The following is a 12692-nucleotide window of genomic DNA, read 5'->3' as shown; positions in this document are numbered from 1 at the left end:
CTTAAATCGTTGTTTCCTTGTCGTATCCTCATATGTTGATTGCTGCGAGAATCCAAGAAACGATGGAACAGGAGAGTTGTTATCAGATGAAATGGAACATACAACCCGCCCCGAAGAATGGCGGATTCCGCATGGAAGGCTACTGGGTATGGTGCGGCTCGGTCGTTCGCGGAGAAGACGGAAAGTACCATATGTTCGCCTCCCGTTGGCCCAAGCATTACCCGATGCACCCGGGGTGGCTGTTCGCTTCGGAAATCGTAAGGGCCGTTTCGGATACGCCGGAGGGGCCGTACGCTTTTCAGGAAGTGGTGCTGCCGGCCCGGGGCGCCGAATACTGGGACGGGCGCAGTACGCATAATCCGCATATTACGAAACATAACGGGACGTATGTCCTGTTCTATATGGGTTCCACACACCCGCTGCCCGACCCGGACCCGAAGAGTTTCCAAGGATTGCACGACCCGGTGACCATCGTCGCCCGGGCGAACAAGCGGATCGGCGTCGCCACCGCTCCGAGCGTATTCGGGCCTTGGACGCGCCTTGATGCGCCGGTCCTGTCGACCCGCCCCGGTTGTTTCGACAGCTTCCTTACGTCGAATCCGGCGCCTAGCGTGGCCGAGGACGGTTCGGTGCTGCTCATCTACAAGGCGCGCAAATACGAAGACAATGTGCATGGGCAAATGACGATCGGCGCTGCGGCGGCCGACCATTATTTGGGACCGTACCGGGTGCTCCAGGAGGAGCCCGTATTCCCGCCGGAGCGGTTCCATCTGGAAGACCCATTCATCTGGCGGACGAAGAACGGCTATGAGATGATCGCCAAAGACATGGACGGCAACATTTGCGGAGAGAAATACGGCGGAATTCACGCCCGTTCCGCGGACGGGCTGAAGTGGGACGTATCGGAGGAGCCGCACGCTTATTCCCGCAGCATTGCGTGGGACGACGGCACGACGACCACGCTCGGCAATATGGAAAGACCGTTCCTGCTGTTCGGTGAAGACGGCGAGCCGACGCATTTATTCGCTGCCGTGTCGGACGGAACGAAAGGATTTTCCGACGCCAAAAACACATGGAACATGGTGTTTCCGCTGAAGGAAACTTAACGTACATTCGCGTTATTCGTATAATTAAAGAGAGAAAGAAGACGAAACACGTCATCTTTCTCTCTTTCCATTTTTTGGAATGTGAGACTTGCGCCGCATATGGAATCGGTTCATTTTCCGTCTTGTGCGAGAACGAATGTTCCTATATACTGTGAGTGGGATATTAAAGATGGGACGGGATTCCAATTTGCTCGCCGGCTGAGGTCCGTTACGACGATTGGCAAAACGGTTGCAATTACGGGGCATTCGAAGGGGAATCAGAGCAATTTGCGGTTTTCTTCCGTTTTTTCAATCATTCTTTACCTTTTCAGATATCGAGTTAATCATTATTATTGGTAATGGGCAAGGAAAAATCCCAATTTCTTACTAAATGGAGCGAAAATGAAAACGTTGCCAACGGAAGTGGAAGCGGTAGTGCGGCAAAACGGACTTGATCCGGAAAGGCTGCTCTACTGGATGGTTTGCGATCGGAGCATGGACGGCGGCTTCATGGACACGTATGTGCTGCTCGAGCCGGAAGCGCTCGTCATTGTGTCCAGCGGACAGCTGCCGTCGCAGGAGAAAAATTACAGAGGCTTCTTCGTGCCGAAAAAGGAGCAAAAGCCTGTCTCCCCGGCTCCGGAGGGGCCGTGGTCGAAGGAGACGATCCTGCTTAGTGATCTGGAAGCGGTCTCGGTTGTTAATCTAGTCGCTTCCGGGATGATCGTGATCAAGGAGAAGAAGGGCGAGCGGACCGTTGCGGCTTTTACGAACGGCCATATGGCACGGGCGGCGAAGCTGGCATCCGCGTTCAAGAAGCTGAAGAACCGCGAAGCGCTGGATCCGCAAGAGCTGGACGAATCGCAGGAAACTGCATCCTGTCCCAAGTGCGGCATGATCTACCCGGAGAAAGGGCGGCAAATATGCCCGAAGTGTCTCAAGAAGCATGCCATTTTCCTCCGGCTGCTTTCGTTCTCGGGCACTTACAAAACGTCGATCTTTTTCATCGTATTGTTCATGCTGCTCAACTCGGCGACCGGGCTGGTCATCCCGTACTTGCAAGGAACTGTGCTGTTCGATCAGGCGCTCGGCGGAAAAGGATCGTTTGCCGGTCAGATCGGGCTCGTCATCTTGCTCATCATTGCATTCCGTACGCTGTCGTTGTTGTTCGGCGTGCTGTTCGGGGTTATGATCGCGAAGCTGGCGGCCAACGTATCCTTCGACTTGAAGACAAGCGTATTTTCCGCGATGCAGCGGCTGTCGCTTCACTTTTTTCAACGAAAGCAGACGGGACAGCTGATGACGCGGGTGAACAACGATGCGACGGAACTGCAATATTTTTTCGTCGACGGCATGTCCTATTTTATTGTGAACGCGATGAACATTATCGGCATCACGGCCATCCTGCTCGTCATGGATTGGAAGCTGACGCTGCTCTGTTTCCTGCCGATGCCGCTCGTCTTCTTTATCGTCCGGAACGTATTCCCGCGCTTGTGGCGGCTTTCCTGGCGAAGGCACAGGAAGGTCGTGGCGCTCAATTCCATCATCAGCGACACGATGCGCGGGACGCGGGTCGTCAAGTCGTTCGGCAAGGAGCAGGACGAAATCGCGCGGTTTCACAAAGCGAACGTCTCGTTCTCCGAATCGGAGCAGACGGTGAACAAACTGGGCGGCACCGTATTCCCGGTGCTGAACCTGCTGACCCAAACGGGCGGGCTGCTGATCTGGGCTTTCGGTGGGTGGATGGTCATGAAGGGTCAATTTTCGTTCGGACAGGTGATGACGTTTGTCGGCTACATGCACATGCTGTACGGCCCGATCCAGTTCATGAACAATATCGTCAACTGGTGGTCGCGCTGCATGTCGGCCGCGCAGCGTATATTCGAAATACAGGATGCAGTGCCGGATGTGGCGGAGAAAGCCGACGCGGTGCACCTGGAGACGCTCCGAGGCGAAATTTGCGTATCGAACGTCGTCTTCGGCTACGAGCCGAACAAGGCGATACTGAAGGGCGTATCCATGGAGGCGATGCCGGGTCAAATGATCGGCGTTGTGGGTCATTCGGGTGCGGGGAAATCGACGCTCGTCAATCTGATCTCCCGCTTGTATGACGTGACCGAAGGCGAGATCCGCATCGACGGCATCAACGTCAAAGATTTGACGACGGCGACGCTGCGGAAAAATATCGGCATCGTATCTCAGGATGTGTACGTTTTTTCCGGCAGTATAGCCGAAAATATCGCCTACGCCAATCCCGACTGCACGATCGACGACATTATTTACGCGGCCAAGATCGCCAACGCCCACGATTACATCGAGAAGCTCCCGGACGGCTACGACACGATCGTCGGGACGGGCGGCCATAATTTATCCGGCGGTGAGAAGCAGCGGCTGTCGATCGCAAGGGCGATTCTGCATAATCCGAAAATATTGATTCTCGACGAGGCGACCGCTTCGCTGGATACGGAGACGGAGTTGCAAATTCAAGACGCGCTCGATTCGCTCATCAAGGGACGAACGACGATCGCCATCGCGCACCGGCTGTCTACGCTTCGCAATGCCGACTATCTCGTGGTCATGGACCAGGGGAAAGTGATCGAGGCGGGGACGCATGACGAGCTGATGAGCAGGGAAGGCGAATACTGCAAGCTCGTGAAAAAACACGACGAAGCGCTCAAAATGAAGGAGGGAATCATCGCATGACGACGGTGGTCTCGGAAACGGAAAATGCCCCAGAGAAGCAATCGCTGCCGGAAGGAGCTGCGAAGCGCGGAGATGGTGGAGGGGATAACGAAGCGTCGGACCTTGCGGGCGCGGCCCAAATCCGCTATTTGACGCCGGAGAACGCAAGCTTCGCCGTTACGAAGGGGCGTATGCTGAATGTGACGGTCGACGGCGTGCAGACTGATTCGGTCTATGTGCACTGTTCGTTTCCCCATACGAACAAACGTATATATTTGTCCATCCGGACGTTCGAGAATAAGGAGATTGGCATGATCCGGTCGCTGGACGAATTTCCGCCGGACGCAGCCGAGCTGCTGGAGGAGCAGGTGCGGATCCGGTATTTCGCACCGGAAATTACGAAGGTGATCAAGATCAAGGACGAATTCGGTTACTCCTATTGGGAAACGGAAACAACCTCGGGCCTATGCCGGTTTACGGTAAGAAGCGGGGGGAGCAACGCGAAGCTGGTCACGGAGAGCCGGCTGCTGATTACGGATGTGGACGGCAACCGGTTTGTCATTCCCGACCTGGAAAAGCTGAGCGACAAGGAATACCGTATGGTCGAGATGTGCATGTAGAGGGCAGGCCAGTACACGGAAGAAAGCGGAGGTTTCGATGAACTTACAATATACGCTTGCCGAGCGCGATTTGCTAGCGGCCCGGCAGGCCGTCGGAGAGCCTGTCGAATACTGCGTGCCAGCCGATCTGACGCTGGGCGGCTGGAGAACGCAGGGCTATTTGGTCGTCGGACGCGACAAATGGGCTTGTATCGAGCAGGGCGAGACGGTGGACAGCGGTATGATCGGGGAGGCGCGCGAGTACAAGGTCATCCCGCTCATCGGCAATGCCGTGCTGGAAGCGACGGAGAACGGATCGAAGCGGATCGTCGCCAGAGCGACGATGCAGCATGCCGCCCGCTACGGCTACATCGCCAAAATATTGAACGATAAAGCCGAGAACAGCCCGGTGAAAATTTACAACAACGAAGAGGAGGCGATCTGTCCCAAGTGCGGCGGCCCGTATATTTCGGGTACGCGCGTGTGTCCGAAATGCATGAACAAGGCGGCGGCTTTGAAGCGGCTGGTGGCTGTCTCCAAGGCGCATTGGCCTAAGCTGGGGCTCGGCGTGGCCGTGCTGCTCGTCTCTGCCGGCCTTGCGCTGATCGGTCCGTATTTCCAGAAGGTGATGGTCAACTCGGCGCTGCAGCCGCCGGAAGGGCAAAGTCCCAGCGTGGATATGTTCTTCTTCGCGCTCGGCGGCATGCTGTCCGTTCTGCTGTTCGGCGAGCTGCTCGGCATCGCCAGAGGCCGGATTATGGCTGGCGTCAGCTCGTCCATCGCGGCCGATTTGCGCCAAATGGTGTACGACAAGCTGCAGCAGCTGTCGCTCGGATTTTTGACGTCGCAGCGCGCCGGTGACATGATGAACCGTATCTCGTCGGATACGGAGCGCATTCGCCAGCTTATTCAGGAGCTGTGCACGACCGCGATTTTTCAAATGATCGTGCTTGTGTCTGCGGCGAGCCTGCTGTTTCATGCGGATTGGCGCCTTGCCTGCGTCGTCCTGCTACCGGCCCCGATCGTTGCCTATTTGCACGTGTACATATGGAAGCATGTGCTGTGGAAGCTGTTCCACCTGCAATGGCGCGTGTATGACAAAGCAAGCTCGTTTTTGCACGATGTGCTGAGCGGGATTCGCGTCGTGAAGGCATTCGGCAAGGAGGAGCGGGAAATCAGACGGTTTATTCAATACAACCGTAGTTTTGCCGACGCTTCGATCAAGAGCGAGAAGCTGTTCAGCATTTTATCGCCGGTTACGAACTATTTGATCCAAATGGGGCAATATTTCGTGCTTCTGATCGGATGCAACCTGATCATCGGCAAACAAATGACGCTGGGGGAGCTCGTCCAGTTTACGATGTACGCTTCAATGATATTCGGGCCGATCGCGTGGCTCATGTTCATGCCGAGATGGGTGGCTAACGCCGTCATTTCCATCGACCGCGTCTTTTCCGTCATCGATGAGCAGCCGGAGGTGTACGATAAGCAGCAATCCAGGAATCATGCGATTCAAGGCGCAATATCGTTCCGCGATGTCACGTTCGGCTACAAGTCGTATGAACCGGTGCTCAAAAAAATCGATTTCGATGTGAAGCAGGGTGAGATGATCGGGCTCGTCGGCCATTCCGGTTCGGGGAAATCGACGCTGACCAATCTCGTATCGCGCTTGTACGACGTAACGGAAGGGAGCATCCAGATCGACGGCATCGATATCCGGGATATTAAGCAGGATGAACTGCGGTCGCAAATCGGCGTCGTGCTGCAGGAGACGTTTCTGTTCAACGGGACGATCGCCGACAATATCCGTTACTCCAAGCCGGACGCGACGCTGGAGGAGATCATCGAGGCTGCGAAGATCGCGAACGCCCACGACTTCATTATCCGATGCGCGGACGGCTACGATACGAAGCTGGAAGAGAACGGGAACAACATTTCCGGCGGCGAGCGGCAGCGGCTGGCCATCGCCAGAGCGGTGCTGAACAATCCGCGCATTCTCATTCTGGACGAAGCGACGGCTTCGCTCGATATCGAGACGGAGACGGCGATTCAGGAGGCACTGAAGCGGGTAACCCGCAACCGGACGACGCTCGCCATCGCCCACCGTCTTACGACGCTGCGCAACGCCGACAGGCTGGTCGTGCTGGATAAAGGGCGGCTGGCGGAAATCGGAAGCCATCAGGAGCTTATGGAGCGGAAAGGGATTTATTACAAGCTTGTAACGGCGCAGCGCGGCATGGCCAAACCGAAAGCCGGGCAAGCGGAAGTCGTTGGTTAAGCTGTAGACAGTAAAAAAAGCTGCCGGGATTCGAACTGCTCCGCCCATCGTAGGTTATGTCAAGCGATGGGGGCACTTCATCCCGGCAGCTTTTTTCATTGGGAGCGGACGAAGCTCGAGCCTGGCCGCTCCGTCTGGCTATTTACAAGGTGCTGCCGCCTGCCAAGGCGTCCATGACGCGGCTGGTGCGCATGGCCGTATCGCCGGTGCTCGGGCAGCGGCCTTGGCCGAGCAGCTCGTTAACAATCGACTGAATGAGCGGCTGCTGAATATGGGCCGGATTCTCGATCGCGCATTCCTCCTCGCCCTGATCGCGGATGAGGCGCAGCGGCGTCTCCCCGAAGGTCGAGAAGACGATCCGGCCCTGGCTGCCGACGATTTCGTTGCGGTCCATGCGGGAGCCCGCCGAGAAGCACCAGGTTCCCATTCCGTGCGCGCCGGAAGCGAACGCATAGCTGCCGGTCACGATATCTTCCGCCTCATACAGTCCGGCTTGATTCGAGGCCGTGCCCTGTGCTTGAACGATCGGGCCGAGCAAGTAATCGAGCACATCCAGCGTATGGCTGGCCAGATCGTAGAAATAGCCGCCGCCGGACAGCTCCGGCTTAATCCGCCACGCGGTGGAGGCTCCGGTCAAGTCCTGGGCGCTCGGCTTTGCCAGATGCGTCGTAATGACCGAGCGGACCTCTCCGATCGCGCCGTCGTCGAGCCACTGCTTCACCTTGAGGAATCTCGGCAGCGCGCGCCGGTAATACGCGATGAAGAGCGGAACGCCCGCCTCGCGGCACGCTGCGATCATGTCCTCGCATTCGGCGGCGTTCATCGCCATCGGCTTCTCTACGTATACCGGTTTGCCGGCTTTGGCTGCATCGATCGCATATTGCTTGTGGAACGCCGGCGGCGTAGCCACATACACGGCGTCGACCTCGGGATCGGCGATCAGCGCCTCCGCCCGGTCATACCACTTCGGTACGCCGTGCCGCTTGGCGTAATCTTCCGCCAGACGTCCGTCCCGGCGCATGACGGCGACAAGCTGCGAGCCCTCGGCCTTCTGGAAAGCGGGGCCGCTTTTCACCTCCGTTACGTTTCCGCATCCGATAATCCCCCATCTGATTTCCTTCATCTCGATCATCCTCCCGCCATGATTAACGCATAACCACATTATACCAGTAATAGGCAGCGGTGAACGGGTAAATCTATCATTTTGCTTGTATTTTCTTGAAGGGATGCTATAATACAACTGGAAAATACTTTTGTCGGTACATAAGAGCAAACTTGGTGAAAGCCAAGGACGCAAAGCTAAAGGGACTAATGTGTAAACAATGTCAGCCAGCTGCCGAAGGACATGAGGATATATTAGATATCAGTGGCCTCCCTTTTGCATCTGGGGGGCTTTTCTACGTTTGATTGGGGGGAGCCCGGAACACGTGAAAAAAATATTAATCGTCGACGATTCGTTGTTTATGAGAATGATGCTGAAAAACGTGATCCAAGAGCTCGGATACGAAACCGTTGCCGAGGGAAGTAACGGCCTGGAAGCGCTGACATTATACGAACGGCATAAGCCGGATTTGGTAACGCTGGACATCACGATGCCGGAGATGGACGGTATAACCGCCCTGGGCAAGCTTCGTACGATGGACCCCTCCGCAAAAATCATTATGGTGTCGGCCATGGGGCAGCAGGCGCTGCTCATTCAGGCTGTGAACATGGGCGCCAGCGATTTTATCGTGAAGCCCTTCAATAAAGAGCGGGTGATGGAGGCATTCCGCAAAGCGTTCGCCGGATGACCACCCGGTTCGCGTGCGGTGAAGAACGGCCTGCTTCGACGGAGGCGGCGACTTTTTGAGTTTGATGCGCCGGGATAGTACAATGGGAAGAGACAGGCTTGCACAAACACGTATCGCGCTAATCTTGGAAAGCGAGGGATTGGGATTGGAAATTGGGTATCACGGACATTCCTGTGTGCAATTGACTCACGGCGGGCATTCGCTGATTATCGACCCGTTCATATCCGGGAACGGGCTGGCGGTGACGAGACCGGAAGAGATTAAGGTCGACTACGTGTTGCTGACGCACGGGCATACGGATCATACGCTCGACGCCGTTCCGATTGCGAAGAACAATGACGCGACCATCGTTGCGATTCATGAGCTGGCTACGTATATGAGCTGGCAGGGGGCCAAGGCACTCGGCATGAATCTCGGGGGCAAAGTATCGCTCGGATTTGCCGAAGTGCAAATGATTCAGGCGTTCCATTCCTCCAGCGTCATTGTTGACAACGAAGGACAGATCATTTATGCCGGTATGCCGGCGGGCTTTATTATCAAGTGGGACGGTATGACGCTTCTGCACAGCGGCGATACGGCTTTGTTCTCGGACATGAAGATGATCGGCGAGCGAAACCGGATTGACCTTGCCTTCCTGCCGATCGGCGATTTGTTTACGATGGGGCCGGAAGACGCGGTAACCGCCGCCGAATGGTTCGGCGCGAAAAAAGTCGTGCCGCTGCACTTCAATACATTCCCTCCGATCGCGCAGGACGGCGAGCAGTTCATTAGCAAGCTGGCGGAAAAAGGTATCGGCGGCCGGTCGCTGTCCCCTGGCGAAAAGATGACGCTATAATCGACGATAAAGGAGCTGCTTCATGGAATGGAAATCATCAAGGTGAAGACGGACGAGCAGCTGAAGGAAGCATTATCTGTCCGCATCGAGGTGTTCGTCGAGGAACAGAACGTTCCCCGGGATCTCGAGATGGACGAGTTCGACATTTCGCCGCAGGCGTGCCGGCATTTTATCGTACGCAACGAGCACGGAGAGACGATCGCCGCCGCGCGCTGGCGCATGTATGACGAACAGACCGCGAAGCTGCAGCGGATTGCGGTGCGGCAGCCGTATCGCGGCCATGGGATCGGGCGTATAATCATCGATGCGATGGAGGCGGATATCCGGGAAGCGAAGGTGCCGGCCGTCATATTGGACGGGCAGACGCAGGCGGAAGCCTTTTACCGGAAGCTCGGCTATGAAACAATCTCGAGCGAGCCGTTCCTCGATGCCGGTATATGGCATGTGCGAATGCGGAAGCGGTTGGAATCATAAGGAAACGGGGGAGGACTTCCTCCGTTTTTTGTGGTTTCACGCTTTCAGAAGAAATAAAAAAAGCTTCCGATCGAAGCCTGATGGGGAAGACATACATATGTGGAAGGGGACAGCTGTTCTTTAAAGATCGGGAAATGAATGAAACCTCCGGTTCAAACATAAAAAAAAGCCCCGTTGATTTCGGCAGCTTCCGGTGGTACAATAGGTTTTGGTGTCTGCATCGACATGAAGTGAATCGTGCAGTTTCATCCTAAAATAATTATAGCACCAATTACCCTCATTGTCAAACGTGAAATTCGGTCTGGAATTTTCACACCATTTGGAGAGGAGCGATAGGATGAGCATTACGGAACAAGATTGGAAAGCAGAACAGGAACGGGTGCATTCGGTTACCGGGAAAATCCAAGCGCGCATCGAGCGGCTGGAAAGCGAGATCGGCGCTTCGAAGGCGGAAGTCGTCGATATCCGCAAACATTTTTGGGATGAAGTGACGGTGAACTTAAGCACGGCGGAAGACATCACCGAAACGTACTTCAGCATGAAACAGCAGGTCGAAGTGCTGTCCGAACGGGAGCGAAGCTACCGCCATGCTGCCGAAACGCTGCGCAAGCTGAGACGGCTGGCCGTATCGCCGTATTTCGGCCGAATCGATTTTGCCGAAGCCGGCAGCAGGCAGGCGGAACAAATCTATTTGGGCATCGCTTCGTTTGCCGATGAAGACGGCGAAACGTATCTGATCTACGACTGGCGCGCGCCGATCTCCAGTCTTTATTACGATTATCCGCCGGGACCGGCCGCCTATGCGACGCCGCATGGCGAAATCGCGGGCGAGTTGATGCTGAAGCGGCAGTACGCAGTCCAATCGGGCGAGCTGAAGCTCATGTTCGACACCGGCGTGACGATTGGCGACGAGCTGCTCAAGCAGGTGCTCAGCCGCAGCTCCGATTCGCAAATGCGGACGATTGTGGCAACGATCCAGAAGGAGCAGAACCGGATCATCCGCAACGACCGCAGCCGCATGCTGATCGTGCAGGGCGCCGCGGGGAGCGGGAAGACGTCGGCTGCTTTGCAGCGGGTCGCTTATTTGCTCTATAAGCATAGAGAGCACCTGAAGGCCGATCAGATGGTGCTGTTCTCGCCGAACCCGCTGTTCAACAGCTATGTGGCTACCGTGCTTCCGGAGCTGGGCGAAGAAAATATGCAGCAGACGACGTTCCAGGAATATTTGGAGCATCGTCTCGGCAAACAGTTTCAGGTCGAAGATCCGTTCTCACAGCTGGAATCGCTGCTTACCGGAGCGGACGATCCGCAGCATGCAGTGCGCGTGAGCGGGATCCGGTACAAATCGTCTGCCAGCTATCTGCAGGCGATCCGCGCGTACAAGGAGCGGCTGGAGCGCGAAGGAATGCGGTTCAAGTCGATCCGCTTCCGCGGGGAAGACATCGTGTCTGCGGAACAACTGCGGGAACGGTTCTACGCTTACGACCCGTCGATTCGGCTGACGAACCGCATCGTGCTCATGCAGGAATGGCTGCTGGAGCAAATCGCGGAATTCGAGGAAGCGGAATGGCAGAAGCATTGGGTGGAAGACGAGATCGAGCTGCTGAGCAACGAAGATTATCAACGGGCTTACAGCAAGCTGCGCCGAAGCAAACGGGGGAAAAGCTTTACGTTCGACGATTTCGACAAGGAACGGGAGCTGCTTGCCCGCATGGTGGTAAGCGAGAAGCTCAAGCCGGTTCGCCAGCGCATCAAAAGACTCCGGTATGTCGACGTAACGGGCTTGTACCGGAATTTGTTCGAAGAGCCGGAGCGCATCGCGAAGCTGCTTGCGGATGCCCCGCTTCCGGAGGCATGGCCGCTTGTGTGCAAGCAGACGCTGGAGCGTCTGGACCGCTCCGAGCTTCCTTATGAGGATGCGACGCCGTATTTGTATTTGCGGGAGCTGCTGCTCGGCTTCGAGACGAATACAGCCGTTCGTCACGTGCTGGTCGACGAAGCGCAGGATTATTCCCCGTTCCAGCTCGAATTTTTGAAGCGGCTGTTCCCGCAGGCGAGAATGACCGCACTCGGCGATTTGAATCAGTCGATCTACGCGCATGCTTCCGTCATGCATGACATGGACCCGCTGACAGAGCTCTATGGGGCTGATCAGACCGAAGTGATCCGCTTGACGCGCAGCTACCGGTCGACGGAGCCGATCGTCCGGTTCACCCGCGGCATGGTGCCGGGCGGCGACGCCATCGAGCCGTTCAACCGGAGCGGAGAGAAGCCGGTACTGACGCTGACCGGAAGCCGGGATGAATTGCATGACGCGATCGTTCGGGATATCGAGGCGCTGTACGCCGAAGGCTACGAGTCGGTAGCGCTTATATGCAAAACTGCGGGCGAGAGCGAGGAAGCGTACGAGGCGCTGAAAGATAGGCTGCCGCTGGGCCTCATCACGAAAAGCTCGCCGTCGTTCGAGAAAGGGACGCTCGTCATTCCGGCGTACCTCGCCAAAGGCGTTGAATTCGACGCCGTTGTGATTTACAACGCATCCGGCGAGCAATACCGGACGGAGGACGTGCGTAAGCTGTTTTATACCGCTTGCACGCGGGCGATGCACACGCTGCGCCTGTACTCGCTCGGAGAACCGACTCCGTTCATTACGTCAGTGAGCGAAGATACGTACGAGACGACGGCGGCGGTCCGTGGATGAGCTCGGCCGGCCATGCATTGATATCCAGACCTCCGGGCTGCTATATGCGGCTTCGGAGGTTTTTCACAAGACCGGGATTGCCTTCCAGTGTCACGGATTAAGCCGATATCAAGGGCGTGAATGACGTCCCGTTAACGAGCATGCGGCGATGAAATTCGCTTGCGTTCGAGGGAAGGAACATCGATAATAGATCCATATTCTTTTCAAAATTATGGATATTTTACTTTTATGGTTCATGACAGGGGGAT

At 56.1% G+C, this 12692-nt stretch carries 9 protein-coding genes and 1 riboswitch; of the genes, 8 read left to right on the top strand and 1 reads right to left on the bottom strand.

The features are described 5' to 3' along the window. The first annotated feature begins 86 nt into the window (after positions 1 to 86). The 4 genes from KXG62_RS10525 (at position 87) to KXG62_RS10510 (ending at position 6644) form a co-directional block, all read left to right on the top strand. Complete coding sequence (locus KXG62_RS10525) at positions 87 to 1106, top strand: glycoside hydrolase family protein (RefSeq protein WP_218091910.1); 1020 nt, start codon at positions 87 to 89, stop codon at positions 1104 to 1106. A gap of 381 nt (positions 1107 to 1487) precedes the next feature. Beyond that, positions 1488 to 3788: an ABC transporter ATP-binding protein gene (locus KXG62_RS10520; protein ID WP_218091909.1), complete on the top strand. Its 2301-nt coding sequence runs from the start codon at positions 1488 to 1490 to the stop codon at positions 3786 to 3788. Beyond that, positions 3785 to 4387 (top strand): DUF1854 domain-containing protein, encoded by a 603-nt coding sequence (locus KXG62_RS10515; RefSeq protein WP_218091908.1) that lies wholly within the window; start codon positions 3785 to 3787, stop codon positions 4385 to 4387. Before KXG62_RS10520 ends, KXG62_RS10515 begins: the two co-directional genes overlap by 4 nt. Before the next feature lie 37 nt (positions 4388 to 4424). Beyond that, a complete protein-coding gene (locus KXG62_RS10510; protein ID WP_218091907.1) occupies positions 4425 to 6644 on the top strand; it encodes an ABC transporter ATP-binding protein in 2220 nt (739 codons plus the stop codon). Positions 6645 to 6786: 142 nt separating this feature from the next. Here KXG62_RS10510 and KXG62_RS10505 read toward each other — a convergent pair whose 3' ends face one another. Next, positions 6787 to 7767 carry a Gfo/Idh/MocA family protein gene (locus KXG62_RS10505; RefSeq protein ID WP_218091906.1) on the bottom strand — a complete coding sequence of 327 codons (981 nt, stop codon included), beginning with the start codon at positions 7765 to 7767 and terminating at the stop codon, positions 6787 to 6789. A gap of 135 nt (positions 7768 to 7902) precedes the next feature. Further along, positions 7903 to 7985: riboswitch (cyclic di-GMP riboswitch) on the top strand. An 86-nt stretch (positions 7986 to 8071) separates the two neighbouring features. Here KXG62_RS10505 and KXG62_RS10500 point away from each other — a divergent pair. The 4 genes from KXG62_RS10500 (at position 8072) to helD (ending at position 12444) form a co-directional block, all read left to right on the top strand. Then, the gene (locus KXG62_RS10500) at positions 8072 to 8434 is read left to right on the top strand and encodes a response regulator (protein WP_218091905.1); all 363 of its coding nucleotides are present in this window, start codon (positions 8072 to 8074) and stop codon (positions 8432 to 8434) included. A 145-nt stretch (positions 8435 to 8579) separates the two neighbouring features. Beyond that, a complete protein-coding gene (locus KXG62_RS10495; RefSeq protein WP_218091904.1) occupies positions 8580 to 9269 on the top strand; it encodes a metal-dependent hydrolase in 690 nt (229 codons plus the stop codon). A gap of 27 nt (positions 9270 to 9296) precedes the next feature. Next, the gene (locus KXG62_RS10490) at positions 9297 to 9743 is read left to right on the top strand and encodes a GNAT family N-acetyltransferase (RefSeq protein ID WP_218091903.1); all 447 of its coding nucleotides are present in this window, start codon (positions 9297 to 9299) and stop codon (positions 9741 to 9743) included. 337 nt (positions 9744 to 10080) lie between these two features. Beyond that, positions 10081 to 12444: an RNA polymerase recycling motor HelD gene (gene helD, locus KXG62_RS10485; RefSeq protein WP_218091902.1), complete on the top strand. Its 2364-nt coding sequence runs from the start codon at positions 10081 to 10083 to the stop codon at positions 12442 to 12444. The last annotated feature ends 248 nt before the right edge of the window (positions 12445 to 12692 follow it).

The organism is Paenibacillus solanacearum (assembly GCF_910593845.1).
Taxonomy (GTDB): domain Bacteria; phylum Bacillota; class Bacilli; order Paenibacillales; family NBRC-103111; genus Paenibacillus_G; species Paenibacillus_G solanacearum.
The sequence above is the reverse complement of the archived record's forward strand: the minus strand, read 5'-3'. Positions and strand labels throughout refer to the sequence as shown.